This window comes from Salmonella sp. SSDFZ69 (genome assembly GCF_004010755.1).
GTDB lineage: Bacteria > Pseudomonadota > Gammaproteobacteria > Enterobacterales > Enterobacteriaceae > Salmonella > Salmonella enterica.
This window is the reverse complement of sequence record NZ_CP034831.1, coordinates 2,546,903-2,572,839: the sequence shown is the minus strand read 5'-3', so window position 1 is coordinate 2,572,839 and position 25,937 is coordinate 2,546,903. Positions and strand designations below refer to the sequence as shown.

25 protein-coding genes, 1 pseudogene and 1 other annotated feature are annotated in these 25,937 nt (G+C 51.2%); of the genes and pseudogenes, 18 read left to right on the top strand and 8 right to left on the bottom strand.

Annotated features, from left to right (window positions below; all coding sequences use genetic code 11):
• The first annotated feature begins 39 nt into the window (after nt 1-39).
• The 16 genes and pseudogenes from EOS98_RS12820 (at nt 40) to selO (ending at nt 14,278) form a co-directional block, all read left to right on the top strand.
• Nucleotides 40-354 (top strand): annotated as a pseudogene (locus EOS98_RS12820) (hypothetical protein).
• Nucleotides 351-1,205 (top strand): DNA/RNA non-specific endonuclease, encoded by an 855-nt coding sequence (locus EOS98_RS12815; protein ID WP_094964573.1) that lies wholly within the window; start codon nt 351-353, stop codon nt 1,203-1,205. The pseudogene EOS98_RS12820 and the gene EOS98_RS12815 overlap by 4 nt, the downstream one beginning before the upstream one ends.
• A 259-nt stretch (nt 1,206-1,464) precedes the next feature.
• Entirely contained in the window at nt 1,465-3,393 is a 1,929-nt protein-coding gene (thrS, locus tag EOS98_RS12810) for a threonine--tRNA ligase (RefSeq protein ID WP_001144226.1), read from the top strand.
• 3 nt (nt 3,394-3,396) lie between these two features.
• Nucleotides 3,397-3,939, top strand: coding sequence for a translation initiation factor IF-3 (gene infC / locus EOS98_RS12805; RefSeq protein ID WP_001574431.1), 543 nt, complete (start codon nt 3,397-3,399; stop codon nt 3,937-3,939).
• 95 nt (nt 3,940-4,034) lie between these two features.
• A complete protein-coding gene (rpmI, locus tag EOS98_RS12800; RefSeq protein ID WP_001124225.1) occupies nt 4,035-4,232 on the top strand; it encodes a 50S ribosomal protein L35 in 198 nt (65 codons plus the stop codon).
• A gap of 50 nt (nt 4,233-4,282) precedes the next feature.
• Nucleotides 4,283-4,639, top strand: a complete 357-nt coding sequence (gene rplT, locus EOS98_RS12795) for a 50S ribosomal protein L20 (RefSeq protein WP_000124850.1) — start codon at nt 4,283-4,285, stop codon at nt 4,637-4,639.
• A gap of 115 nt (nt 4,640-4,754) precedes the next feature.
• Nucleotides 4,755-4,878, top strand: a sequence feature (Phe leader region).
• The gene (gene pheM, locus EOS98_RS12790) at nt 4,760-4,804 is read left to right on the top strand and encodes a pheST operon leader peptide PheM (protein ID WP_001386830.1); all 45 of its coding nucleotides are present in this window, start codon (nt 4,760-4,762) and stop codon (nt 4,802-4,804) included. Its footprint overlaps the feature before it by 45 nt.
• A 62-nt stretch (nt 4,879-4,940) precedes the next feature.
• Nucleotides 4,941-5,924: a phenylalanine--tRNA ligase subunit alpha gene (pheS, locus tag EOS98_RS12785; RefSeq protein ID WP_000018570.1), complete on the top strand. Its 984-nt coding sequence runs from the start codon at nt 4,941-4,943 to the stop codon at nt 5,922-5,924.
• A gap of 15 nt (nt 5,925-5,939) precedes the next feature.
• A complete protein-coding gene (gene pheT, locus EOS98_RS12780) occupies nt 5,940-8,327 on the top strand; it encodes a phenylalanine--tRNA ligase subunit beta (protein ID WP_000672402.1) in 2,388 nt (795 codons plus the stop codon).
• A 4-nt stretch (nt 8,328-8,331) separates the two neighbouring features.
• A complete protein-coding gene (ihfA, locus tag EOS98_RS12775) occupies nt 8,332-8,631 on the top strand; it encodes an integration host factor subunit alpha (RefSeq protein WP_001229266.1) in 300 nt (99 codons plus the stop codon).
• A gap of 202 nt (nt 8,632-8,833) precedes the next feature.
• Nucleotides 8,834-9,814 (top strand): vitamin B12 ABC transporter permease BtuC, encoded by a 981-nt coding sequence (gene btuC, locus EOS98_RS12770; protein ID WP_000954982.1) that lies wholly within the window; start codon nt 8,834-8,836, stop codon nt 9,812-9,814.
• Between the two features lie 91 nt (nt 9,815-9,905).
• A complete protein-coding gene (locus tag EOS98_RS12765; protein ID WP_126524063.1) occupies nt 9,906-10,457 on the top strand; it encodes a glutathione peroxidase in 552 nt (183 codons plus the stop codon).
• Nucleotides 10,457-11,206, top strand: coding sequence for a vitamin B12 ABC transporter ATP-binding protein BtuD (btuD, locus tag EOS98_RS12760; RefSeq protein WP_000080607.1), 750 nt, complete (start codon nt 10,457-10,459; stop codon nt 11,204-11,206). Before EOS98_RS12765 ends, btuD begins: the two co-directional genes overlap by 1 nt.
• Nucleotides 11,207-11,282: 76 nt before the next feature.
• Nucleotides 11,283-11,747, top strand: coding sequence for a C40 family peptidase (locus tag EOS98_RS12755; RefSeq protein WP_001213258.1), 465 nt, complete (start codon nt 11,283-11,285; stop codon nt 11,745-11,747).
• Between the two features lie 313 nt (nt 11,748-12,060).
• Nucleotides 12,061-12,774, top strand: a complete 714-nt coding sequence (gene ydiV, locus EOS98_RS12750; protein ID WP_000562006.1) for an anti-FlhDC factor YdiV — start codon at nt 12,061-12,063, stop codon at nt 12,772-12,774.
• A gap of 61 nt (nt 12,775-12,835) precedes the next feature.
• A complete protein-coding gene (selO, locus tag EOS98_RS12745; RefSeq protein WP_126524064.1) occupies nt 12,836-14,278 on the top strand; it encodes a protein adenylyltransferase SelO in 1,443 nt (480 codons plus the stop codon).
• 34 nt (nt 14,279-14,312) lie between these two features.
• On the opposite strand, the gene hemP is transcribed toward selO, so the two are convergent.
• The 3 genes from hemP to ppsR form a co-directional block, all read right to left on the bottom strand.
• A complete protein-coding gene (gene hemP / locus EOS98_RS12740) occupies nt 14,313-14,462 on the bottom strand; it encodes a hemin uptake protein HemP (protein WP_151527825.1) in 150 nt (49 codons plus the stop codon).
• 198 nt (nt 14,463-14,660) lie between these two features.
• Complete coding sequence (aroH, locus tag EOS98_RS12735) at nt 14,661-15,707, bottom strand: 3-deoxy-7-phosphoheptulonate synthase AroH (protein WP_126524065.1); 1,047 nt, start codon at nt 15,705-15,707, stop codon at nt 14,661-14,663.
• A 155-nt stretch (nt 15,708-15,862) separates the two neighbouring features.
• Nucleotides 15,863-16,696, bottom strand: a complete 834-nt coding sequence (gene ppsR / locus EOS98_RS12730; RefSeq protein ID WP_000370992.1) for a posphoenolpyruvate synthetase regulatory kinase/phosphorylase PpsR — start codon at nt 16,694-16,696, stop codon at nt 15,863-15,865.
• Nucleotides 16,697-17,032: 336 nt separating this feature from the next.
• On the opposite strand from ppsR, the gene ppsA reads away from it, so the two are divergent.
• Nucleotides 17,033-19,411, top strand: a complete 2,379-nt coding sequence (gene ppsA, locus EOS98_RS12725) for a phosphoenolpyruvate synthase (protein ID WP_000069335.1) — start codon at nt 17,033-17,035, stop codon at nt 19,409-19,411.
• A 41-nt stretch (nt 19,412-19,452) separates the two neighbouring features.
• On the opposite strand, the gene fadK is transcribed toward ppsA, so the two are convergent.
• From fadK to EOS98_RS12700, 5 genes are all read right to left on the bottom strand, one after another.
• The gene (gene fadK / locus EOS98_RS12720) at nt 19,453-21,093 is read right to left on the bottom strand and encodes a medium-chain fatty-acid--CoA ligase (protein ID WP_126524066.1); all 1,641 of its coding nucleotides are present in this window, start codon (nt 21,091-21,093) and stop codon (nt 19,453-19,455) included.
• Nucleotides 21,094-21,182: 89 nt separating this feature from the next.
• Nucleotides 21,183-21,476, bottom strand: coding sequence for a ferredoxin family protein (locus tag EOS98_RS12715; protein ID WP_000093362.1), 294 nt, complete (start codon nt 21,474-21,476; stop codon nt 21,183-21,185).
• Entirely contained in the window at nt 21,473-22,759 is a 1,287-nt protein-coding gene (locus tag EOS98_RS12710) for an FAD-dependent oxidoreductase (RefSeq protein ID WP_001278555.1), read from the bottom strand. Before EOS98_RS12710 ends, EOS98_RS12715 begins: the two co-directional genes overlap by 4 nt.
• 56 nt (nt 22,760-22,815) lie before the next feature.
• Nucleotides 22,816-23,751, bottom strand: coding sequence for an electron transfer flavoprotein subunit alpha (locus tag EOS98_RS12705; protein WP_001015880.1), 936 nt, complete (start codon nt 23,749-23,751; stop codon nt 22,816-22,818).
• A 21-nt stretch (nt 23,752-23,772) separates the two neighbouring features.
• The gene (locus EOS98_RS12700) at nt 23,773-24,537 is read right to left on the bottom strand and encodes an electron transfer flavoprotein (RefSeq protein WP_126524067.1); all 765 of its coding nucleotides are present in this window, start codon (nt 24,535-24,537) and stop codon (nt 23,773-23,775) included.
• A 462-nt stretch (nt 24,538-24,999) separates the two neighbouring features.
• Between EOS98_RS12700 and EOS98_RS12695 the strand changes: the two genes are divergently transcribed.
• Nucleotides 25,000-25,890, top strand: a complete 891-nt coding sequence (locus tag EOS98_RS12695; protein WP_000284832.1) for an AraC family transcriptional regulator — start codon at nt 25,000-25,002, stop codon at nt 25,888-25,890.
• Nucleotides 25,891-25,937 lie beyond the last annotated feature (47 nt).

Here is a 25,937-nt window from a genome sequence, read left to right as displayed (position 1 = left end):
CCTGCCAGCAGCGAGTCATTGAGAGGATACGTTGCCTTAATGTTGAAAAATGGTGTTGAAAAACATGCGCCAGATATTATTGAATATCCATTTTTCATTCGCTATCTGAGTGCGAGAAATTATTGGCTTCACGATTATGCATATAATACGATGTTTTTTGGTATCAATATGAATATCACGTTGTATTCTTTTGAGCTCATTTTCTATGATGGCTTCGATGTTTATCTGTTATTAATTTTTACCGTGATAGTGTTGTCTTTAATGATGAGAGTATCTAACGGCTGGTAGGGTAATATAACCAAATTATTACTATCTGAATTATTAGGGCAGTTATTATTAAGGAAGCAAAAGTGAATAAGACCATTAATCTGCTAAAATTACTGCCCGTAGTATTATTAAGCGCATGTACTACATCGTATCCTCCCCAGGATACAACATCGGCACCCGAGTTACCCCATCGTAACGTACTCGTTCAGCAACCTGATAACTGTAGCGTTGGCTGTCCTCAAGGAGGAAGTCAACAAACAATCTATCGCCATGTCTATACGCTCAATAATAATAGCGCCACGAAATTTGCCAACTGGGTTGCCTATAGCGTGACAAAGACCAGCCAGGCAAGCGGTCGCCCGCGGAACTGGGCGCAGGACCCCGATTTACCGCCCTCGGATACGTTGGCCCCTTCGGCCTATAAAAATGCCCATACGCTATTAAAAGTCGACAGGGGACACCAGGCGCCGTTGGCAGGATTGGGCGGCGTTTCGGACTGGCCGTCGTTAAATTATTTATCGAATATTACGCCGCAGAAATCCGCCCTGAACCAGGGAGCATGGGCTGCACTGGAAAACCGGGTGCGCGAACTTGCCAAACAGGCTGATGTATCTGTAGTGCACGTAGTGACCGGCCCCCTTTTTGAGCGGCATATCGCCACATTGCCAGAAGATGCGACGGTAGAAATTCCCAGCGGGTACTGGAAGGTTTTATTCACCGGAACGGCGCCGTCAAAAAGTGAAGGAAATTACGCTGCGTTTATTATGGATCAGAATACGCCCCGTTCGGCGAATTTTTGCGACTATCAGGTTACCGTGGAGGCTATCGAACATAAAACGAAGCCAGTGCTGACGCTGTGGTCTGCTTTGCCTGAAGCGGTAGCCCGCGAGGTGAAAACAACAAAGGGGAGTCTGGCGCAGAAGTTAGGTTGTCGATGAGAAGCGCTATAGGGCGCGTAGAAAGATAACGGAGAAATCCTGTCAAGGGTCTTGATTTGCTACAGAGTGATGCAATCTCCCTTTTTTTAGTGTTACCATCGTCATGCCGGACGAAAATAGCGATTTTCGTCTGTGTCGAAGGTTGTGCGCCAATTTAGCAATGGTTGGCTAGATGGATACACAACTCACTGTCAATAAATTCATTTTCTCTTTGTATGTGATCTTGCGTATGGGTCACCACTGCAAATAAGGATATTACATGCCTGTTATTACTCTTCCTGATGGCAGCCAACGCCATTATGACCACCCTGTAAGCCCGATGGATGTTGCTCTGGACATTGGTCCTGGCTTGGCGAAAGCCACCATTGCGGGCCGTGTGAATGGCGAGCTGGTTGATGCTTCCGATCTGATTGAAAATGATGCGACGCTTTCCATCATCACCGCAAAAGATGAAGAGGGTCTGGAGATCATTCGTCACTCTTGCGCGCATCTGTTAGGTCACGCTATCAAGCAACTTTGGCCGCACACGAAAATGGCGATCGGCCCGGTTGTCGACAACGGTTTTTACTATGACGTTGATCTTGACCGCACGCTAACTCAGGAAGATGTCGAAGCGCTCGAAAAGCGGATGCATGAGCTCGCCGAGAAAAATTACGACGTTATCAAGAAGAAAGTCAGCTGGCACGAAGCGCGTGAAACCTTCGTGAAGCGTGGTGAAAGCTACAAAGTTTCCATTCTTGATGAAAACATTGCTCATGATGACAAGCCAGGCTTGTACCATCATGAAGAATATGTCGACATGTGTCGTGGTCCGCACGTGCCGAATATGCGTTTCTGCCATCACTTTAAGCTGATGAAAACTGCCGGCGCATACTGGCGCGGTGACAGCAATAATAAGATGTTGCAGCGTATTTACGGTACGGCATGGGCAGATAAAAAAGCCCTGAACGCTTATCTGCAGCGCCTGGAAGAGGCCGCAAAACGCGACCACCGTAAAATTGGTAAGCAGCTCGACCTGTATCATATGCAGGAAGAAGCGCCGGGCATGGTGTTCTGGCATAACGACGGCTGGACTATCTTCCGCGAGCTGGAGGTCTTTGTTCGTTCTAAACTCAAAGAGTACCAGTATCAAGAAGTTAAAGGCCCGTTCATGATGGACCGTGTGCTGTGGGAAAAAACCGGGCACTGGGACAACTATAAAGATGCGATGTTCACCACATCTTCAGAAAACCGCGAATATTGCATCAAGCCGATGAACTGCCCGGGCCACGTTCAGATCTTTAACCAGGGTCTGAAATCCTATCGTGATTTGCCGCTGCGTATGGCGGAATTCGGTAGCTGCCACCGTAACGAGCCATCAGGCGCGCTGCATGGTCTGATGCGCGTACGCGGCTTTACGCAGGATGATGCGCATATCTTCTGCACCGAAGAGCAGATCCGCGATGAAGTTAACGCTTGTATTCGTATGGTCTACGATATGTACAGCACCTTTGGCTTCGAGAAGATCGTCGTCAAGCTTTCCACTCGTCCTGACAAGCGTATCGGCAGCGATGAGATGTGGGATCGTGCTGAGGCGGATCTGGCGGTTGCGCTGGAAGAAAATAATATCCCGTTTGAGTATCAACTGGGTGAAGGCGCATTCTACGGTCCGAAAATTGAATTTACCTTATATGACTGCCTCGATCGTGCATGGCAGTGCGGTACAGTACAGCTGGACTTCTCCTTACCGTCTCGTCTGAGCGCCTCCTATGTAGGCGAAGACAACGAGCGTAAGGTGCCGGTAATGATTCACCGTGCGATTCTTGGGTCGATGGAACGCTTCATCGGTATCCTGACCGAAGAGTTCGCTGGTTTCTTCCCGACATGGCTCGCGCCTGTTCAGGTAGTCGTGATGAATATTACCGATTCGCAGTCTGAATACGTTAACGAATTGACGCAGAAACTACAAAATGCGGGCATTCGTGTAAAAGCAGACTTGAGAAATGAGAAGATTGGCTTTAAAATCCGCGAGCACACTTTACGTCGTGTCCCTTATATGTTGGTCTGTGGTGATAAAGAGGTGGAAGCAGGCAAAGTTGCCGTTCGCACCCGCCGCGGTAAAGACCTGGGCAGTCTGGACGTAAATGACGTGATTGAGAAGCTGCAACAAGAGATTCGCAGCCGCAGTCTTCAACAACTGGAGGAATAAAGTATTAAAGGCGGAAAACGAGTTCAAACGGCGCGTCCGAATCGTATTAATAGCGAAATTCGCGCGCAAGAAGTTCGCTTAACAGGTCTGGAAGGCGAGCAGCTTGGTATTGTGAGTCTGAGAGAAGCTCTGGAAAAAGCTGAAGAAGCCGGAGTAGACTTAGTCGAAATCAGCCCTAACGCCGAGCCGCCGGTTTGTCGTATAATGGATTACGGCAAATTCCTCTATGAAAAGAGTAAGTCTTCTAAGGAACAGAAGAAAAAGCAAAAAGTTATCCAGGTGAAGGAAATTAAATTCCGTCCTGGGACAGATGAAGGCGACTATCAGGTAAAACTCCGCAGCCTGATTCGCTTTCTCGAAGAGGGCGATAAGGCCAAAATCACGCTGCGTTTCCGCGGCCGTGAGATGGCCCACCAGCAAATCGGTATGGAAGTGCTTAATCGCGTGAAAGACGATTTGCAAGAACTGGCAGTGGTCGAATCCTTCCCAACGAAGATCGAAGGCCGTCAGATGATCATGGTGCTTGCTCCTAAGAAGAAACAGTAAGGCCTTCAAGTAACAATTCTGTGAAGCCTTCGGGCTTCACAGGTTTTGTTCGCCTATGTTTCGTTTATTAACAATGCGAAGTGGAAGTTATTAAAATGCCAAAAATTAAGACCGTACGCGGTGCTGCTAAGCGCTTCAAAAAAACCGGTAAAGGTGGTTTTAAGCACAAGCACGCTAACCTGCGTCACATTCTGACCAAAAAAGCGACTAAACGTAAACGTCACCTGCGTCCGAAAGCCATGGTTTCTAAAGGCGATCTGGGCCTGGTTATCGCGTGCCTGCCGTACGCATAAGCCGTTAACGTTTTTAACTTTTTAATTAGAATAGATACAGGAGAGCACATATGGCTCGCGTAAAACGTGGTGTAATTGCACGCGCACGTCACAAGAAAATTTTGAAACAAGCCAAAGGCTACTACGGTGCGCGTTCTCGCGTATACCGCGTTGCCTTCCAGGCAGTTATCAAAGCTGGTCAGTATGCTTACCGTGACCGTCGTCAACGTAAGCGTCAGTTCCGTCAACTGTGGATTGCGCGTATCAACGCAGCAGCACGTCAGAACGGTATTTCTTACAGCAAATTCATCAACGGCCTGAAAAAAGCCTCTGTTGAAATCGACCGTAAGATCCTGGCTGATATCGCCGTATTCGACAAAGTCGCGTTCACCGCGCTGGTTGAAAAAGCGAAAGCAGCTCTGGCATAAGCCAGTGAAAAGAGGGAGCCTGGCTCCCTCTCTTTTATTTACTGTTCAGTGAGTTGACAATTGACCTGTAACCCTTTTCAATAAAGGATATTCGGTTTTACCACATAAGGTAACGCAAGCATGAACGCTGCTATTTTCCGTTTCTTTTTTTACTTTAGCACCTGATTCCAGGAGGCTAGCGCGTGAAAAACGAAACGAAAAACAGCGCAAAAAAGCCTCCTGATGGAGGCTTTTTTTGTATCTGAAATCGAGAGATTACGTCCAATGAACCGGTGTCTTCACCGACACAATGAGGAAAACCATGTCACATCTCGCAGAGCTGGTTGCCAATGCAGCGGCCGCCATTAACCAGGCGTCAGATGTTGCCGCGTTAGACAATGTACGCGTCGAATATTTGGGCAAGAAAGGGCATTTAACCCTTCAGATGACGACCCTACGCGATCTGCCGCCGGAAGAGCGTCCGGCAGCCGGGGCAGTCATTAACGCCGCGAAAGAGCAGGTACAACAGGCGCTTAACGCACGTAAAGCCGAGCTGGAAAGCGCAGCGCTTAACGCCCGTCTGGCCGCTGAAACCATCGATATCTCCCTGCCGGGGCGCCGTATTGAGAACGGTGGTCTGCATCCGGTCACGCGTACCATTGACCGTATTGAAAGTTTCTTCGGCGAGCTTGGTTTTACCGTAGCGACTGGCCCGGAAATTGAAGATGACTACCATAACTTCGATGCGTTAAACATTCCGGGTCATCACCCGGCCCGCGCCGATCATGATACCTTCTGGTTTGACGCGACCCGTTTGCTGCGGACCCAGACGTCTGGCGTCCAGATCCGGACGATGAAAGCGCAGCAACCGCCGATCCGTATTATTGCGCCGGGCCGTGTATACCGTAATGACTACGACCAGACGCATACTCCGATGTTCCATCAGATGGAAGGTCTGATTGTTGATACCAACATCAGCTTCACCAACCTCAAAGGTACGCTGCACGACTTCCTGCGTAATTTCTTTGAGGAGGATCTGCAGATTCGCTTCCGTCCTTCTTATTTTCCGTTTACCGAACCTTCTGCGGAAGTGGATGTGATGGGGAAAAACGGCAAATGGCTGGAAGTGCTGGGCTGCGGGATGGTGCATCCGAATGTGCTGCGTAATGTCGGTATCGATCCGGAAATCTATTCTGGCTTCGCTTTTGGTATGGGGATGGAACGTCTGACCATGTTGCGTTACGGCGTCACCGACCTGCGTTCATTCTTCGAAAACGATCTGCGTTTCCTTAAACAGTTTAAATAAAGGCAGGATAAAACAATGAAATTCAGCGAACTGTGGTTACGCGAGTGGGTTAACCCGGCAATTGATAGCGATGCGTTGGCTAACCAGATTACGATGGCTGGCCTGGAAGTAGACGGCGTTGAGCCGGTCGCGGGAAGCTTCAATGGCGTTGTGGTTGGGGAAGTGGTTGAGTGCGCCCAGCATCCGAACGCTGACAAATTGCGTGTAACGAAAGTCAACGTTGGCGGAGAACGCCTGTTGGATATCGTCTGCGGCGCGCCAAACTGTCGTCAGGGGCTGAAAGTAGCGGTGGCCACCATTGGCGCTATTCTGCCGGGCGATTTCAAAATTAAAGCGGCGAAACTGCGCGGCGAACCGTCTGAAGGGATGCTGTGCTCCTTCTCCGAACTGGGGATTTCCGACGATCACAGCGGCATTATCGAACTGCCGGCGGATGCGCCGCTGGGTACCGATATCCGTGAATACCTGAAGCTTGACGACAATACCATCGAAATTAGCGTCACGCCGAACCGTGCGGATTGCTTAGGTATCATCGGCGTTGCGCGTGATGTGGCGGTACTGAACAAAGCGCCGCTCCAGGAGCCTGAAATGGCGCCGGTTACGGCAACCATCAGCGATACGCTGCCGATTACGGTAGAGGCCGCTGATGCGTGTCCACGCTATCTTGGCCGGGTGGTAAAAGGCATCAATGTTAACGCGCCGACGCCGCTGTGGATGAAAGAGAAACTGCGTCGCTGCGGTATTCGCTCCATCGATGCGGTGGTTGACGTCACGAACTATGTGCTGCTCGAACTGGGTCAGCCAATGCATGCTTTCGATAAAGATCGCATTGATGGCGGTATTGTCGTGCGGATGGCAAAAGAGGGTGAAACCGTCGTCCTGCTGGACGGTAGCGAAGCGACGTTAAATGCGGACACGCTGGTGATCGCCGATCACCATAAGGCGCTGGGGATAGCCGGTATTTTTGGCGGCGAACATTCCGGCGTGAACGGCGAAACGCAAAATGTGCTGCTGGAGTGTGCGTACTTTAATCCGCTGTCTATCACCGGTCGCGCTCGCCGCCACGGTCTGCATACCGATGCGTCTCACCGCTACGAGCGCGGGGTGGACCCAGCGCTGCAATATAAAGCGATAGAGCGCGCTACTCGTCTGCTTCTTGATATCTGTGGCGGTGATGCGGGTCCGATAATTGATGTGAGCAACGAAGCAACGTTGCCGAAACGCGCCACCATTACGCTGCGTCGCAGTAAACTGGATCGCCTGATCGGGCATCATATTGCGGATGAGCAGGTCAGTGATATTCTGCGTCGTCTGGGCTGTGAAGTGACCGAAGGGCAGGACGAGTGGAAAGCCGTAGCGCCGACCTGGCGTTTCGATATGGAAATTGAAGAAGATCTGGTGGAAGAGGTTGCCCGCGTTTACGGCTATAACAATATTCCGGACGAGCCAATCCAGGCCGGTTTAATCATGGGGACGCACCGTGAAGCCGATCTGTCGTTGAAGCGGGTTAAAACCATGCTGAACGACAAAGGCTATCAGGAAGTGATTACCTATAGCTTTGTCGATCCTAAAGTACAACAGCTCATCCATCCTGGCGCAGAAGCGCTGCTGCTGCCAAACCCTATCTCCGTTGAGATGTCGGCGATGCGTCTGTCTCTGTGGAGCGGATTGTTGGCGACGGTGGTCTATAACCAAAACCGTCAGCAGAATCGCGTGCGTATTTTTGAAACCGGTTTACGTTTCGTTCCGGATACACAAGCCAATCTGGGTATTCGACAGGATCTGATGCTGGCTGGCGTGATTTGCGGTAACCGCTATGATGAGCACTGGAACCTGGCAAAAGAGACCGTTGATTTCTATGATTTGAAAGGCGATCTGGAAGCAGTACTGGATTTAACCGGCAAACTGGGTGATATCCAGTTTAAGGCGGAGATGAATCCGGCTCTGCATCCGGGACAGTCTGCGGCGATTTATCTGAAAGATGAACGTATTGGTTTTATTGGGGTTGTTCACCCTGAACTGGAACGTAAACTGGATCTGAATGGTCGTACGCTGGTGTTTGAACTGGAATGGAATAAGCTCGCAGACCGTATCGTGCCGCAGGCGCGGGAGATTTCACGCTTCCCGGCCAACCGTCGCGATATTGCGGTTGTTGTTGCAGAAAACGTTCCCGCAGCGGATATTTTATCCGAATGTAAGAAAGTTGGCGTAAATCAGGTAGTTGGCGTAAACTTATTTGACGTGTACCGCGGTAAGGGTGTTGCGGAGGGTTATAAGAGCCTCGCTATCAGCCTGATCCTTCAGGATACCAACCGTACACTCGAAGAAGAGGAGATTGCCGCTACCGTCGCCAAATGTGTAGAGGCATTAAAAGAGCGATTCCAGGCATCATTGAGGGATTGAACCTATGGCGCTTACAAAAGCTGAAATGTCAGAATATCTGTTTGATAAGCTTGGGCTTAGCAAGCGGGATGCCAAAGAACTGGTTGAACTGTTTTTCGAAGAGATCCGTCGTGCTCTGGAAAACGGTGAGCAGGTGAAACTCTCTGGTTTTGGTAACTTCGATCTGCGTGATAAAAATCAACGTCCGGGGCGTAACCCGAAAACGGGTGAAGATATTCCTATTACAGCACGGCGCGTGGTGACCTTCAGACCCGGGCAGAAGTTAAAGAGCCGGGTCGAAAACGCTTCGCCCAAAGAAGAGTAATCAGATCCAGGCATAACATCCATCAGGGTGTATTGCGGCAGATACGCTGCCATCCCGAAAGTAGATCAGCGGGATGACAGCGTATCTGTCAGCCTGAAAGATGACCCGTATAACTAAAAAGGCCGCATTGCGGCCTTTTTTCTTTCAAGTAAAGGATACCCACCGTAAAATCACGCTACCTCTTTTCAGCTGAATGGATAACATGCTGACTTTTGCCCGCCAACAACAGCGACGAAACGTTCGCTGGCTTCTGAGCCTGTCACTGCTGGTGCTACTGGCTACACTTCTGAGCTTATGCGCAGGCGAACAGTGGATTGCCCCCGGTGACTGGTTAAGCGCCCGGGGGGAACTGTTTGTCTGGCAAATTCGCCTTCCCCGCACGCTTGCGGTATTGCTGGTTGGCGCTGCGCTGGCGCTATCTGGCGCTGTGATGCAGGCGCTGTTTGAAAACCCACTTGCTGAACCGGGTCTGCTCGGCGTTTCGAATGGGGCCGGTGTTGGGCTTATTGCCGCCGTCTTACTGGGGCAGGGGCAACTGCCAGGATGGGCGCTGGGGCTGTGCGCTATAGCCGGCGCGCTCATTATTACGTTAATCCTGCTGCGTTTTGCGCGTCGCCATCTTTCTACCAGCCGCTTGTTGTTGGCGGGCGTCGCGCTGGGCATTATCTGTAGCGCGCTGATGACGTGGGCTATCTATTTTTCCACCTCTTTCGATCTGCGGCAATTAATGTACTGGATGATGGGAGGATTTGGCGGCGTTGACTGGCAGCAGAGCTGGCTAATGATTGCGCTCATCCCGGTACTGATCTGGATATGTTGCCAGTCGCAACCGCTGAATATGCTGGCGCTAGGGGAAACCTCGGCGCGGCAGCTTGGCCTGCCGCTGTGGTTCTGGCGCAATTTGTTGGTCATCGCCACCGGCTGGATGGTGGGCGTCAGCGTGGCGATGGCGGGGGCGATTGGTTTTATCGGTCTGGTTATTCCGCACATCCTGCGTTTATGTGGTTTAACCGATCACCGGGTTTTACTTCCCGGCTGCGCGCTGGCCGGGGCTATCGCCCTGCTATTGGCTGATGTGGTCGCCCGACTGGCGCTGGCGTCGGCTGAACTGCCTATCGGGGTGGTCACCGCCACATTGGGGGCACCAGTGTTTATCTGGCTGCTACTCAAATCCGCGCGTTAGCGCATCGGTAAACAACTGCTTTCATCATTCGCAGTCTATGATTAAAGGCTAACGATGAAACCCGCTATTTTACCGACATCAGGGAGACACCATGCAAAACTCGCTTCTTAATACTCACGTTACGACGATTGATGGAGAGGTCACTACACTTGAAAAATACGCCGGAAAAGTGCTGCTCATTGTAAACGTCGCCTCCAGATGTGGCCTGACGCCGCAATATGAACAGTTGGAAAATATCCAGAAGGCGTGGGCAGAACAGGGGTTTGTCGTGTTGGGTTTTCCCTGCAACCAGTTTATGGGGCAGGAGCCAGGCAGCGAAGAGGAGATTAAAACCTATTGCGCCAGCACCTGGGGCGTCACGTTCCCGATGTTCAGTAAAATTGATGTGAATGGCGACGCGCGCCATCCGCTGTATCAAAAACTGATAGCCGCTGCGCCAACGGCAGTCGCGCCGGAGAAGAGCGGCTTTTACGAACGGATGGTAAGCAAAGGGCGTACGCCACTCTATCCGGATGATATTCTGTGGAATTTTGAAAAATTTTTGGTAGGCCGGGATGGTCAGGTGGTACAGCGTTTTTCGCCGGATATGACGCCTGAAGATCCTATTGTGATGGAAAGCATAAAAATCGCGTTGGCAAAATAATGTCTCAATTGATGCAATTAAAGGATGTCGCCGAGAGCACCCGCCTGGGGCCGCTTTCCGGCGAAGTAAGCGCAGGAGAGATCCTTCATCTTGTCGGGCCGAACGGTGCCGGGAAAAGCACGCTACTGGCGCGTATGGCGGGGTTAACCTCCGGCGAGGGGAGCATCAGGTTTGGCGGAGCGCCGCTGGAGGCATGGGCGACGGCAACGCTTGCCCAACACCGCGCTTATCTTGCGCAACAGCAAAATCCGCCGTTCGCCATGCCGGTCTGGCATTACCTGACATTGCATCAACCTGATAAAACGCGAACCGGGCAGCTTAACGAGGTGGCCGATATGCTTGGATTGGGCGACAAACTGGGGCGAAGCGTGAATCAGCTTTCCGGTGGCGAGTGGCAGCGTGTTCGCCTTGCTGCCGTTGTACTACAAATTCATCCCGACGCTAATCCGGTCGGTCAATTATTGCTGCTTGATGAGCCGATGAACAGTCTCGATGTTGCGCAACAAAACGCTCTGGATCGGGTATTACATCATTTATGTCAGGCAGGAATTGCGATTGTGATGAGTAGCCACGATCTGAACCACACGCTGCGCCATGCGCATAAAGCCTGGTTACTAAAGCGCGGTAAACTCATTGCCTGCGGCCGCCGGGAAGAGGTGCTCACCCCCTCTTATCTGGCGCAAGCCTACGGTTTGCGCTTTCGACGACTCGACGTCGAGGGGCATCCAATGCTCATTTCGGCCACTTAAGTAAAATCGTTTCTTGAAAAGCAGGTAATTTCGACGCTAAATTAATACCAAAATAAAAACAGAGGATTGTTGCGGCATGCGTTTTTGGCTTCTTGTTATCACAGCATTGTTCCTGGCAGGATGCAGTACTCATCGGGCACCGGCGCCAAATGCCAGATTATCAGACTCCATTACCGTCATTGCGGGTCTGAACGATCAGTTGCAGTCCTGGCGCGGTACGCCATACCGCTACGGCGGCATGAGTCGCAGAGGCGTGGACTGTTCCGGCTTTGTGGTAGTCACTATGCGCGACAAGTTTGATTTGCAGTTGCCTCGTGATACGCGTGAACAATCAAAAATCGGCACCAGAATCGATAAAGATGAATTGATGCCCGGAGATTTGGTTTTCTTTAAAACCGGTTCGGGCGAAAGTGGTTTACATGTTGGTATTTACGATACAAATAATGAGTTTATTCATGCCTCTACCAGTCGTGGCGTGATGCGTTCATCGCTGGATAATGTGTACTGGCGAAAAAACTTCTGGCAGGCACGGCGAATTTAACCCCGCAGACGATATAAATTTTATAGTCTATTTTTAACATATCGCCGGTTGAACTTATGACATCTGTTGTCATCATATATAATGATATAACCGTAGCATTTACAAACGTACTTTTATTAAAAACGGGCGTGCTCACGCCCTGTTAAAAGTACAACATTGGATATTGGTTTATAATCAGAGTAAGTTAAAAAAAGGAACCGGTTCACCGGTAAACAAGAAAAATGATGACGCTTCAATTAGTATCTGAAGTTACGTCTGTTTCCGTCCGTAGTGACTGGATGGCGAATAGCGCCCTAACCATGGGACTGGCGTAATGATTGCTTCACTTGATGAGCTTTACCATTCCGAACTCTTTTTCCTTCCCGTCATGGATGAAAACGCTCGGCTTGTTGGTTTAGAGATTATTGCAACGTTTGCCGCTGAAGACGGCGCCGTGCGGATGCCGACTGAGTTGGTAGCGCCTCGCCTTTCGGTGGAGGAACAATACTGTCTGTTTGTTGAAAAACTGGCGTTGTTAGAAACCTGTCAGCACTTTTTTATTCAGCATAAACTTATTGCATGGCTTAATTTACCGCCTGCAATTAGTGACTTATTATTATTAGATAGCGAACTTTTTTCCCGGGCAGCGCGCTTTCCGTTTCTTGAATTAGCTATAAATGAGAATTATCCTGGGTTAAACCAGGGCAAAAACAATGAAACGTTAGCTAATCTGGCAATGCATTTCCCATTAATGCTGGCAAATTTTGGGGCAGGCGAGGCGTCGACTAAAGCTATTTTCGATGGGCTTTTCAAACGAGTCATGTTGGATAAAAATTTTATTCAGCAGCGAGCTGAAATGATCTCATTCGAACCATTCATGCACGCTATTGTTGCCCAGATCTCCTCCAGCTGCGAGTCGCTGATGATTGCCGGTATTGATACTGAGGCGATGTTTGCGCGCGCAGCGCCATTGGGGTTTAGCGCATTCCAGGGCGGACTATGGCCTTCGGTGCCGGTAAGCCAGCTCATTAAACTCGTTCAGCGATAACCTTTCTGTTTGCCGGTGTTTAACCGGTGATTAACCGTCTACACTGAAGACAGGAGGCCCTATGACCCTGTCTTTTACTGCCCGTTGGCGCGATGAATTGCCAGCAACGTATACCGCGCTTTTACCCACACCGTTAAAAAATGCGCGACTGATTTGGTATAACGACGAACTGGCGCAGCAGTTAGCCATTCCCGCGTCGTTATTTGACGCTACTAATGGCGCTGGCGTTTGGGGCGGCGAAACCTTATTACCCAGTATGTCGCCTGTCGCGCAGGTATATAGCGGGCATCAGTTCGGCGTCTGGGCGGGGCAACTCGGCGACGGACGCGGTATTTTGCTGGGCGAACAGCTCCTGGCGGATGGCTCGACCCTCGACTGGCATCTGAAAGGCGCCGGATTAACACCTTATTCGCGAATGGGGGATGGGCGCGCCGTCCTGCGTTCAACCATACGAGAAAGTCTTGCCAGCGAAGCCATGCATTATCTGGGTATTCCCACGACGCGCGCGTTATCTATCGTAGCCAGCGATACGCCGGTTCAGCGAGAGACGCAGGAAACGGGCGCGATGTTAATGCGTTTGGCACAAAGTCATATGCGTTTTGGTCATTTCGAACATTTCTATTACCGCCGTGAGCCGGAAAAAGTTCAGCAACTGACTGATTTCGCTATTCGTCATTATTGGCCGCAATGGCAGGATGTCCCGGAAAAATATGCTTTGTGGTTTGAAGAGGTGGCGGCGCGTACCGGAAGACTCATCGCCGAGTGGCAAACCGTCGGTTTTTCGCACGGCGTTATGAATACGGATAACATGTCGATTCTGGGGCTGACCATCGACTATGGTCCCTTTGGTTTTCTTGATGACTACGATCCCGGCTTCATTGGTAACCATTCCGATCATCAGGGACGTTACCGCTTCGATAATCAACCGTCGGTGGCGCTGTGGAATTTACAACGTCTGGCGCAGACGTTAACCCCTTTTATTGAGATCGACGCGTTAAACAGAGCGCTGGATCGTTACCAGGACGCGTTGTTAACGCACTATGGGCAGCGAATGCGCCAGAAGCTGGGCTTCTTTACCGAGCAAAAAGACGATAACGCTTTACTGAATGAATTGTTTAGTCTGATGGCGCGCGAAGGGAGTGATTATACCCGTACATTTCGGATGTTAAGCCATACGGAGCAACAGAGCGCTTCCTCGCCGTTGCGGGATACGTTTATCGATCGCGCGGCGTTCGATGCCTGGTTCGACCGCTACCGGGCGCGATTGCGCACAGAGGCGGTTGATGACGCGCTGCGCCAGCAGCAGATGCAACGCGTGAATCCTGCGATTGTGTTGCGCAACTGGCTGGCGCAACGCGCGATAGACGCGGCTGAACAGGGAGACATGGCGGAACTGCATCGGTTGCATGAAGTTTTACGTCAACCTTTTACCGATCGAGATGATGACTATGCCAGCCGACCACCGGAGTGGGGAAAGCGGCTGGAGGTCAGTTGTTCAAGTTAGCCTGACGCCAGTAGCATCGTCTGCTGGCGCAGCGTTATTTGGTTAACAGTAGCTTCCCGGCCTGAGTTTTGCGCAACAGATACTCCTGACCGTTGTGATCGATGATGACTTTGCCGTCCGGACCTAATAGCGCCTGACTGTTGACGCGCCGCTCAGCGGCAGGGAGAAGCGTTTCATTGTCCATTTCCTTAGGGTGAGACAGCTCGGTGTTATCCATACGCGACATGCTATTTATTAATAATCAAACTCACAATGATTATTATTATCAATAATTAATGCGATAACAGCAAGTGCTAATTCTGCGGAGTGATATACGCGCGCGGAGAGAAAAGGGCGGGTAACGCATCGAAGAAACGCCCATCCCGGCAGGATGGGCGAGCTATTAAAAGCGGCTGTCTACCGCTTCGGCCAGTTTTTCCAACAGAACTTCCGTATCTTCCCAGTTCAGGCAAGGATCGGTAATGGACTGACCATAGATTAATGGTTGACCGCTGATAATTTTTTGCGTGCCTTCCCGTAAAAAACTCTCGGCCATAATCCCGGCAATTGCCGTGGAGCCATTACGAATCTGCTGGCAAATATCATCACATACCTCCAACTGGCGGCGATGCTGTTTTTGACAGTTGCCGTGGCTGAAGTCGACGACCAGATGTTCCGGCAGATCAAATTCATGCAACGTGTCGCAGGCGGCGGCAATATCTTCAGCGTGGTAGTTCGGTTTTTTACCGCCGCGCATGATGATGTGCCCATACGGGTTGCCACTCGTCTGGTAGATGGTCATCTGTCCGTCTTTATCCGGCGAGAGAAACATATGGCTGGCGCGGGAGGCGCGAATAGCGTCAACGGCAATGCGAGTATTGCCATCCGTACCATTTTTAAAGCCGACCGGACAAGAGAGCGCAGAAGCCATTTCCCGATGGATTTGGCTTTCGGTGGTACGCGCGCCAATCGCTCCCCAACTGATCAGATCGGCAATAAACTGGCCAGTGACCATATCAAGAAACTCTGTGGCGGTCGGTACTCCCAGTTCGTTCACCTGCAATAGCAAGCGACGCGCCAGTTCAAGCCCATAATTGACGCGGTAACTTCCATTCAAGTCGGGATCGGAAATCAGGCCTTTCCATCCCACGACGGTGCGCGGTTTTTCAAAATAGGTGCGCATGACGATTTCCAGACGCGCCTGATGCTTTTGGCGTTGTGCCTGGAGCTGCGTCGCGTATTCCATGGCAGCATTCAGATCGTGAATCGAACAGGGGCCAATGACGACCAGTAGCCGTGGATCTTCACCATTTAAAATCTTTTCTATCCGGCGTCGGGAGTCGGTAACGTGACTGGCGACGGAGGACGATACAGGATACCGCTGCGCGAGTTCGGTCGGTGTTACCAGGCTGTCGATACGCGCAGTACGGAGTTCGTCGGTTCTGTTCATTACAAGTCTCAGAAATTTGTTGCTTCAACGGCAGGACTACCGGGAAGTGATGGGCATCACGATAAACCAATCCCTGCTGATTTCAAGTGCGAGGCGTGTCACACCTCGCAGGCAGAACGGCATGATAACAAAAATCAACCCATTAAACTAGTTTGCTAGTACATCCTGCGGTTAAGCCCCATAATGTCGAGAATCTTGGTGGCTATCTCTTCAACGGAATAATTGGTGCTGTTCAGGCAGGGGATCTGATTCTTACGATACAGCGCTTCGACCTCCGCCACTTCCATGCGGCACTGACGCAACGAGGCATAGCGACTGTTTTCACGGCGTTCTTCGCGAATTGCCGCCAGGCGTTCAGGGTCAATTGTCAGGCCGAACAGTTTATGTTGTAGCGGTTTTAACGATGTGGGCAGCGTCAAATTATCCATATCATCGGCGATGAAAGGGTAGTTAGCCGCACGAATACCGAATTGCATTGCCAGATAGAGGCTGGTGGGCGTTTTTCCACAGCGCGAAACGCCAAGTAAAATGACCTGGGCCTGATCGAGGTTACGCAATGAAATGCCATCATCATGCGCCAGGGTATAATCGATAGCGGCAATACGGGCGTCATACTTGTTCAGGTTACCCGGATTAAGCCCATGAGTACGATGAGCGATCGGCGTCGGATCCAGTTTCATCTCCTGCTGAAGCGGCGCCACCAGCGCCTGGACGATATCCTGGCAGAAACCTTCGCTCTGTAAGATGATGGCGCGAATTTCAGGTAAAACAATCGAGTAAAACACCAGCGGGCGAACGCCGGTTTGCTGATAAATGGCGTCAATTTGGTCTTTGACGGCGCGGGCGCGACTTTCGTTTTCCACGAATGGCAGCGTGATGCTGCTGATCGTCACCGGAAACTGCGACATAACCGCGTGACCCAGGACCTCGGCGGTGATGGCGGTACCATCAGAAATATAGAAAACATGGCGATCAACAACATTATCCATTCTGTTCATCCTGAAGAGTAAACATAATTATCTGAAAGCATAAATTAAAAGTAACGGGAAACGTATAACTTGTCGCTTATTTTATAAAATGACAGGCGCTTTTTATAATTAATGAAAAGTGTGTTTCATTTCCTGGAAACGCAGTTTATACCGGGGGTGATTAAGGGAATGCCGTGCTATGCGCGGGTTTGCGCAACTACGTAAACAATCTGAAAAAATGAAAAAATAAATTTGCTTGAACGATTCACCGTTTTTTTCGCGGGTTTAAGTATGCCAGGATAAATACGCAACTATGTGTTTCTTAAACTCGTTCATTTATCACAAAAGGATTGTTCGATGTCCAACAATGGCTCGTCACCGCTGGTGCTTTGGTATAACCAACTCGGCATGAATGATGTAGACAGAGTTGGGGGCAAAAATGCCTCCCTGGGTGAAATGATTACTAACCTTTCCGGCATGGGCGTATCCGTTCCGAATGGTTTTGCAACCACTGCCGATGCGTTTAACCAGTTTTTGGATCAAAGCGGCGTAAACCAGCGCATTTATGAGCTGCTGGATAAGACAGATATTGATGATGTCTCCCAGCTGGCGAAAGCGGGCGCGCAGATCCGCCAGTGGATTATCGACACTCCTTTCCAGCCGGCGCTGGAAAACGCCATCCGCGATGCCTATGCACAGCTTTCGTCGGATGATGAAAATGCCTCTTTTGCCGTGCGTTCCTCCGCCACGGCGGAAGATATGCCAGATGCTTCGTTTGCGGGTCAACAGGAAACGTTTCTTAACGTTCAGGGCTTCGACGCGGTGCTGGTGGCAGTGAAACACGTATTTGCTTCTCTGTTTAACGATCGCGCCATCTCTTATCGCGTTCACCAGGGATATGATCATCGCGGCGTAGCGCTTTCCGCTGGCGTGCAGCGGATGGTTCGCTCCGATCTCGCCTCGTCAGGGGTGATGTTCTCTATCGATACCGAATCCGGCTTTGACCAGGTGGTCTTTATCACCTCGGCATGGGGACTGGGTGAAATGGTGGTGCAGGGCGCGGTTAACCCGGATGAATTTTATGTCCATAAGCCAACCCTGGCGGCAGGCCGTCCGGCCATCGTACGCCGCACCATGGGGTCGAAAAAAATCCGCATGGTTTACGCCGCCACCCAGGAGCACGGCAAGCAAGTGAAGATTGAAGATGTGCCGCAGGAACAGCGCGACATTTTCTCGCTCACCAACGAAGAAGTGCAGGAACTGGCGAAACAAGCGGTGCAGATTGAGCGGCACTATGGCCGTCCGATGGATATCGAATGGGCGAAAGACGGTCATACCGGTAAGCTCTTTATTGTGCAGGCACGTCCGGAAACCGTGCGCTCCCGTGGCCAGGTGATGGAGCGTTATACGCTACATGCGCAGGGGAAAATCATTGCCGAAGGTCGCGCCATTGGTCATCGTATCGGCGCAGGTACGGTAAAAGTTATTCACGATATCGGCGAAATGAACCGTATTGAGCCTGGCGATGTGCTTGTCACCGATATGACCGACCCGGACTGGGAACCGATCATGAAAAAAGCGGCGGCAATTGTCACTAACCGTGGCGGGCGCACCTGTCACGCGGCGATTATCGCCCGCGAATTGGGCATTCCGGCGGTAGTCGGCTGCGGCGACGCCACCGAACGCATGAAAGATGGCGAAAAAGTAACCGTCTCCTGCGCAGAAGGTGATACCGGTTATGTTTATGCCGACATGCTGGATTTCAGCGTAAAAAGCTCCAGCGTAGACACCATGCCAGAGCTACCGCTGAAGGTCATGATGAATGTCGGCAACCCGGACAGGGCATTTGACTTTGCCTGCCTGCCGAATGAAGGCGTAGGTCTGGCGCGACTGGAATTCATCATTAACCGTATGATTGGCGTTCACCCACGCGCGCTGCTGGAGTTTGACGACCAGGATGCCGCGCTGCAAAACGACATTCGTGAGATGATGAAAGGGTTTGACTCGCCGCGTGAATTTTACGTTGGTCGACTGACGGAAGGGATCGCGACGTTAGGCGCCGCCTTCTACCCGAAACGCGTCATCGTTCGCCTGTCTGACTTTAAGTCCAACGAATACGCCAACCTGGTCGGCGGCGAACGCTATGAGCCGCATGAAGAAAACCCGATGCTGGGCTTCCGCGGCGCGGGTCGTTACGTCGCAGAAAGTTTCCGCGATTGTTTTGCGCTGGAATGCGAAGCGGTGAAACGCGTGCGCAACGATATGGGCCTTACCAACGTCGAAATCATGATCCCGTTCGTGCGGACGGTCGACCAGGCGAAAGCGGTCATCGAAGAGCTGGCGCGCCAGGGGCTTAAACGCGGCGAGAACGGGCTGAAGATCATCATGATGTGCGAGATCCCGTCCAATGCCTTGCTGGCTGAACAGTTCCTCGAGTATTTTGATGGATTCTCGATTGGTTCTAACGACATGACGCAGCTGGCGCTGGGGCTGGATCGCGATTCCGGCGTGGTGTCTGAACTGTTTGACGAGCGTAACGACGCGGTGAAAGCGCTGCTGTCTATGGCGATCCGCGCGGCGAAAAAACAGGGCAAATATGTTGGAATTTGTGGTCAGGGTCCGTCCGACCATGAAGACTTTGCCGCCTGGCTGATGGAAGAGGGGATCGACAGCCTGTCGCTGAACCCGGACACCGTGGTTCAGACTTGGCTGAGTCTGGCGGAACTGAAGAAGTAGTGTAATACCGGATGGCGGCGTTAACGTCGCCATCCGGCAATTTATACCGCAGTGTGCTCCTGGCGCAGCCGCTCAATAATATCCTGCCGCAACAGAAACTTCTGCAATTTGCCAGAGGCGGTTCTGGGCAGTTTTTCTACGATGACGATCCGTTCCGGATATTTATACTTCGCTACCCGTTTTCGACTGAAAAAAGCGATCACCTCTTCCAGCGTCAGCGAAAGGTGCGGCGGTTTTAAGACTACATACGCGCATGAACGTTCGCCTAAGCGTTCATCAGGCATAGCAACGACGCAAGCATCGTGTATGCGGGGGTGTTGCAATAAAATATCCTCCACCTCGCGACTGCTGATATTTTCACCTCCACGTATAATAATATCCTTTTTGCGCCCGGTAATTTTGATATAACCGTCTTCATCCATGCGGCAGAGGTCGCCGCTGTAATACCAGCCCTCATTATCCAGTGCGCGGGCGGTAAGTTCCGGCTCGTCCAGGTATCCCATAAAAACGTTCGGCCCGCGCGAGGCTTCTTCGCCTTCGTGGCCTGCTGGAAGCGTATTGCGATCTTCATCCACGATTTTAATTTCTACACCGGTGGCGGCATAACCATCGGTGTTCATCATGCGTGAAGTCGAATCACCCAGATTAACCATCGAGTGTGGAGAACTTTCTGTAGAACCGTAAATACTCAATAATTTGATACCGCGCTGCTGGCAGTCGCGGGCAACCTTTTTGGGAATAGTCGTGCCGCCGCATAAGAAGAATCGCAGTGAGGAGAGGTCGGCAGGCTGTTGCTCAACGGCACAAAGCAGATCGTAAATAAACGGCGTCGCGCCTGACATACAGGTACAGCGTTGCTGCGCTAATAAGGTAAGGCAGGCTTCTGGGGTAAAGATGTCCAGCAATACGCTACGCGCCCCGATTAAAAAGGGCGCGGTGACGCCGTGTAAAAATCCGGTGGCGTGGCCCAGTGGCGCAGGCATCAGGAACACATCTTGCCAGGTTAAATTCAACCGCGCGCAATACGCCCGTTCGCTGGCAAGAATATTATTGTGGGTCAACATCACCCCTTTCGGCATTCCTTCTGTGCCGGAGGTAAACAGCACTGCCGCCAGCTCATCACCGTGAATGTTAATGTCTGACTGCAACGGTTCGCTGCGGTCGATGATTTGACTAAGCGCAAGCGCTGTGGTGGCAGGCGCCAGTTTATCCACGCCGACAATATGCGTCAGATGGCGCAGTTGATTTTGTAGCGGAAGGATAAGATCGACCGGACGATTCTGTTTGAATACGGTGGGGGCGAAGAATATTTTAGCCTGACATTTGTTCAGCACCCAAACCAGCTCTGCTTCTCGCCAGGCGGGAAGTAGCGGGACAGATACCGCGCCCGTTTTCAGGCAGGCCAGATAAATGAGGGTAAACTCACACCAGCCCGGAAGCTGAAAGGCCACGCGATCGCCCGGTTGAATCCCCTGAGACAGTAACCAGTTTGCCAGGCGGCTTGCCGCGTAGTCGAGCGCGGCGTAGGTCCAGGACGCGCCATGATTATCGACCACGGCGATTTTATCGGGTACGGCGCGTGCGGTTTGCCGCCAGTAGTCGCCCAGTGAAGCATCGCCCCAGTAGCCGGACTCGCGATAGGTTTTCCGCCTTGCGGCGTCAAACGTTAATGTAACACTCATTGACTTGTTCTCTATTAATACAAATGACGTAATCTCCGGGGGCAAACCGAATAAGACGCCGTAGCGTCGTTATCCGGTGTTTCAGAGCGTCAGCCGTAGCGAAACTCAACGCCGAACGTTCCCGCCGGGTATTCCCATTTTTCGAGAAGAGTATTGCCGCAGAGAACCCTGCAGGTCCCGCACTCCAGGCAGCCCGCGGAGTCAAAATGAATATTTCCCGCATCGTCCAGCTTATAGAGTCCGGCAGGGCAGGCTTTTATTAATTTATTAAACTCCTGCATGTCAGGCGAGGAGCGCAAAATGATATGTGGGTGTCCTTCATCTACGTAAAATTTATTTACGCCCAATTTGACGTCAACATTCACCTTATTGTCCGAACTCATAATGCCGTAGCCCCTTTTATGCCGTCTTTTAATAGATTCACCAGTCCAATTTTTTTCGCATGTGACAGGATAGTTTTACGCAACGGTGGGACTGGACCGCCATCAACGGTGAACAGATCGCCCACAATGTTTGCCGCCATTCGCGGGTACTCGGTAAAAAGCCGTGGGTTTTCCATTAATCCGGGGAGTTTGCGGAAATGCCGCATATCGCGTAACACGCCGTTTTTCTCCAGCGCGCGTTTGTAACCGGCAAGACTCGCGGCGGAAAAATCTTGCCGCGCTTTAGCGTCAATGGCGGTTTGAGCGGCCGCTTGCGCGGACGCGATGGCTAAATCCATGCCGCGGACGGTATAACCGAGATTCAGGCAAAGACCGGCGGCGTCGCCGACAATCATCACGCCGTCATTTGCCAGCTCCGGCATCATTGCTATGCCGCCTTCGGGCACCATATGAGCGGAGTATTCAAGCAGTGTTCCCCCCTGAATCAAAGGGCGTATTGCCGGATGCTGTTTAAAATCTTCCAGCATTTGCGGTACGCTTTTGGTCGCGTGAGCAATGTCGCCCAGGCCACATACCAGCCCCAGAGAAACCGAATCGCGGTTGGTATAAAGAAACCCGCCGCCCATGAGCCCGTTGGAGGGCGCGCCAGCGAATAACCAGGCGGCGCCTTCATGGGACGCCAGATTAAAGCGCTCTTCAATAAGTGCCGGAGAGAGCCCAATCAACTCTTTTACGCCGACGGCATAGTGATGCGCAGAAGAGGCAGGCACCATGTCCAGCGAACGGCCCAGCATGGAATTCACGCCGTCCGCGAGAATCACAATATTCGCATCCAGAATATCATCCCCGGCCTGAACGCCAGTGACGCGATTGCCTTCACGTACCAGAGCGTCGACCCGTACACCTGGGATAAACTGCGCGCCAGCCTGTTCCGCCTGCGCCATTAGCCACGGGTCCAGTTTGTTGCGCAGTACGGTATATGACGTAAGGGGCGGAGTAGGGGGCGCGCGGTGAAAATCAAGTGTGACGGCGCTTTCTTCGGTTAAAAAGGAGATTTTTTCACGGGTAACGACACGTTCGATGGGGGCGGACGTTGCGAATCCCGGCATAATACTTTCGATACTGTGAGCGTAGAGCCGCCCACCGGTCATATTTTTGCTGCCCGCGCTGTTTCCGCGTTCAATAACCAGTACATCCAGTCCCGCTTTTGCCATCACATACGCAGCGACCGTTCCTGCTACGCCTGCGCCCACCACAATAGCGTCAAATTTATCATCCGACATGCTTTATGCTCCTTTCCCGCCGTATCGACGACGGGAGATGTGCGTTGAAAAAGGAATTAGCGGCTTAACTGGTCGATGAGGGCAGGAACAACCTTATAGATATCGCCCACCAGACCATAATCGGCATAATTGAAAATGGGCGCGTTTTTATCTTTGTTTATTGCGACAATAATTTTTGCGCCGTTTCCACCCACCATATGTTGAATTTGGCCGGAAATGCCCAGCGTCAGATAGAGATCGGATTTCAACAGAACGCCGGATACGCCAATATAACGCTCGCGTTCCATCCAGTTTTCACCTTCCGCAATGGGGCGGGAACAGCCCACTTCTGCGCCGAGGACGGTCGCCAGTTTATGCACCATATCCAGATCGCTTTGCGCCGCCAGGCCTCGTCCTACGCCGATGACCCGTTTGGCTTTGCTCAAATCGACGCTGCTTAACGATTTCGCGCGCCGCTGCTGGCACAATACCTCGTGGCGTGGGGCAATATATGCCAGCGTGGTCTGCGGGCAAGTATGACCGGGGAGAGGGGCGGCGGGTTCCAGCACGCCGGGTGCCAGCGTAATAATCGCCTGCGGGCTGTTTAATTTCTCTTTGCCGAAAGCAAGTCCGCCGTACATGCGATGCTCTGCGTGTAGCGTCCCGTCGAGGAGGTCAATAGACGTCGCGTCGTTCACCATCACGGCGTCAAGCTGGATGCTCAGCCGGGCGCCCAGCGCTTTACAGCGCTTGGTCGCCGCCATGAGCAGCAGCCCATTTTGGTCGCCTAATAACGAGGCCAGCGTTTCGGCATAGTTTTCCACGCGCTGCAAATCCGTATGCGATTCAAGAATGACTATCTCATCAGCGCCAAGCGCTTTCACGTAGTCGATCTCCGTGTTTCCTTGCACGATGGCGTAAACTTTTTCTCCCCACTGCCGCGCGCCGGTCATTAATTCGGCATAACGCTCTACGTTATCGCTAAATACCCATACGTTAGCTAAATGATTCATGATAATTTTTCTCCGTTGGGTTTAGTTCAGGGATTTTTTCAAATGGTCGGCCAATGCGGTAATGGCTTCCGGCGAATCGTTATCGAGAATGATATGCTTGCGTTCTGTCTGCGGCGGTACCGAGATGGCGACCAGTTCCGCCAGTGGCGTGGTTGGGGTCCAGTGGATATCGCTCGCCAGCCACGACGTAACGGCTTTTTTCCCGGCGCCGAGAATGGCTTTCATTGACGGGATGCGTGGAACGTTAATATCTGAGGTCACGCAAAGCACCGCGGGCAGCGTGAGCTCGATAATTTCAACGTCTTCTTCCAGTGTGCGTTCAACGATGATTTTGTCGCCGTCGCGTTGAATATGGCTTACTGCGTTGATGACGGGGAGTTTCAGGAGTTCGCCAGTCAGCAGGCCCACCTGTTGGGCATAAATATCGCCGGAGCCCTCTCCAAAGAGCAGCAGGTCAAAGCCGATTTTCTCCGCCGCGGATGCTAGCGCCAGCGCGGTTTCTTTGGGCAGGGCGTGCTCCAGCTGCGCATCCTGAACCATAAAAAGCGCATCTGGCCCGCGGGATAACACATCTTTGCGGACTTTTGAATTTTGTAACAGAGAGCCGCCGACGATGAGCGCGGCGATCTCGTCGCCATCGCCAGCTAACTGCGCGGCGGCCTCAAGTGCATTTAAATCAAACTGGCTGATTTTGGCCTCGGCACGATCAAAATTGAGCGAATGCTCCGGGGTCACGGTAATGTCCTGTTCTTCAGGCACCAACTTAAAGCAGGTTATTATTTTCATTGCATCTCCAGTGAGTCGCGTGCGGATAAGTAACGTAAATCTGACTGAAAATAGTCTGCGGCAGTCTGAAGAGGTTTACGATGGGTCAATCTGTTTTCCTTGCCAACAATCTTGCACAAAAAATCTGCGAACAGAGAATCGTTAGCAACCATCTGAAAAGGGCGTCATAAAAATATAAATACGGTAGTGAGAATAATAAGTGCGAAGCATATCATCATTTTTTAACATGAAACGTGCGATGTTGTTTCTGTGAGGTTAAAAGAAAACATCAAAGATATGTCGGCTATGTATTTTTGTCTGATAATACGCTATCGACAGGTAATCTGAGCTGTCTGCAAAAGAACATAATATCTTGCATTCGGAACGAATAATCTTGTTTTGCTGGTAATCTCCACGGTTGTACAACACTGACGCTCGCTTTATTTTATCCTGGTTATCTTTTTAAACCTGACAGAGGTTATTATGTATCAGCGCTGTTTTGACTCCGCCGCGGAGACGATTTTTGAACAGGACAAGACCCCTCGATTTTCACGTTTTGTCATTAGCGATGATCCAAACTGGGAGTCTGGCCATCATATGCATGATAATGAAACAGAGCTTATTTACGTCAAAAAAGGGATAGCCAGGTTAATTATTGACTCTTCACTCTACGTCGCGCATGCGGACGATATTGTCGTCGTTGAGCGGGGGCGGCTACACGCTGTAGCATCCGACAGCAATTCGCCGGCTACCACCTATACCTGTGCGCTGTATGGGTTTTGTTTTCCAGGTTGGGAAGAAAACCAACTATTGCAGAGTCATTCCTGTCCGGTGGTTTCCGTGGTTCAGGGGAAAGAGGTCATTAAAAGTATCTTTAATGAATTAAGCGTGTTACTTCCGCAGGGGAAAAACGTATTGGCTTCCTCTGTATACGATGCATTTGCTTACACTCTGACCGCACTTTACTATGAAAATTTTAAAAATGCCTATCGTTCTGAACAAGGCTACATTAAAAAAGATGTATTAATTAAGGATGTGCTTGTTTATCTCAATAATAATTATCGTGAAAAAATCACGCTTGACCAGCTATCGAAAAAATTTCGTGCCAGCGTCAGTTATATATGCCATGAATTTGCCAAAGAATATCATATATCCCCTATCAACTATGTTATTCAACGACGTATGACCGAGGCCAAGTTTGCGCTGACAAACACTGAGTCGCCACTGGCAGAAATTTCATGGCGGGTAGGATATGAAAATGTGGACCATTTTGCCAAATTGTTTATGCGGCATGTAGGATGTTCTCCCAACGATTATCGTAAGCAATTTAAAAATAGTCTGGTTGAGCAGGCGTATTTGCTGCCAAATACCTGACGGCGAAATTTATCTGATTTATTCGGCCTGATGCCGTAAAGCAGTCA

Coding starts and splice junctions, on each gene's coding strand:
- EOS98_RS12715 (WP_000093362.1), bottom strand. CDS start 21,476: ATGAGTTCGGACAATAAGGTGAATGTTGACGTCAAATTGGGCGTAAAT.
- EOS98_RS12710 (WP_001278555.1), bottom strand. CDS start 22,759: ATGTCGGATGATAAATTTGACGCTATTGTGGTGGGCGCAGGCGTAGCA.
- btuC (WP_000954982.1), top strand. CDS start 8,834: ATGCTGACTTTTGCCCGCCAACAACAGCGACGAAACGTTCGCTGGCTT.
- aroH (WP_126524065.1), bottom strand. CDS start 15,707: ATGAACAGAACCGACGAACTCCGTACTGCGCGTATCGACAGCCTGGTA.
- selO (WP_126524064.1), top strand. CDS start 12,836: ATGACCCTGTCTTTTACTGCCCGTTGGCGCGATGAATTGCCAGCAACG.
- EOS98_RS12705 (WP_001015880.1), bottom strand. CDS start 23,751: ATGAATCATTTAGCTAACGTATGGGTATTTAGCGATAACGTAGAGCGT.
- ydiV (WP_000562006.1), top strand. CDS start 12,061: ATGATTGCTTCACTTGATGAGCTTTACCATTCCGAACTCTTTTTCCTT.
- rplT (WP_000124850.1), top strand. CDS start 4,283: ATGGCTCGCGTAAAACGTGGTGTAATTGCACGCGCACGTCACAAGAAA.
- EOS98_RS12700 (WP_126524067.1), bottom strand. CDS start 24,537: ATGAAAATAATAACCTGCTTTAAGTTGGTGCCTGAAGAACAGGACATT.
- thrS (WP_001144226.1), top strand. CDS start 1,465: ATGCCTGTTATTACTCTTCCTGATGGCAGCCAACGCCATTATGACCAC.
- rpmI (WP_001124225.1), top strand. CDS start 4,035: ATGCCAAAAATTAAGACCGTACGCGGTGCTGCTAAGCGCTTCAAAAAA.
- pheS (WP_000018570.1), top strand. CDS start 4,941: ATGTCACATCTCGCAGAGCTGGTTGCCAATGCAGCGGCCGCCATTAAC.
- hemP (WP_151527825.1), bottom strand. CDS start 14,462: ATGGACAATGAAACGCTTCTCCCTGCCGCTGAGCGGCGCGTCAACAGT.
- ppsA (WP_000069335.1), top strand. CDS start 17,033: ATGTCCAACAATGGCTCGTCACCGCTGGTGCTTTGGTATAACCAACTC.
- EOS98_RS12755 (WP_001213258.1), top strand. CDS start 11,283: ATGCGTTTTTGGCTTCTTGTTATCACAGCATTGTTCCTGGCAGGATGC.
- EOS98_RS12765 (WP_126524063.1), top strand. CDS start 9,906: ATGCAAAACTCGCTTCTTAATACTCACGTTACGACGATTGATGGAGAG.
- ppsR (WP_000370992.1), bottom strand. CDS start 16,696: ATGGATAATGTTGTTGATCGCCATGTTTTCTATATTTCTGATGGTACC.
- pheT (WP_000672402.1), top strand. CDS start 5,940: ATGAAATTCAGCGAACTGTGGTTACGCGAGTGGGTTAACCCGGCAATT.
- EOS98_RS12695 (WP_000284832.1), top strand. CDS start 25,000: ATGTATCAGCGCTGTTTTGACTCCGCCGCGGAGACGATTTTTGAACAG.
- fadK (WP_126524066.1), bottom strand. CDS start 21,093: ATGAGTGTTACATTAACGTTTGACGCCGCAAGGCGGAAAACCTATCGC.
- btuD (WP_000080607.1), top strand. CDS start 10,457: ATGTCTCAATTGATGCAATTAAAGGATGTCGCCGAGAGCACCCGCCTG.
- ihfA (WP_001229266.1), top strand. CDS start 8,332: ATGGCGCTTACAAAAGCTGAAATGTCAGAATATCTGTTTGATAAGCTT.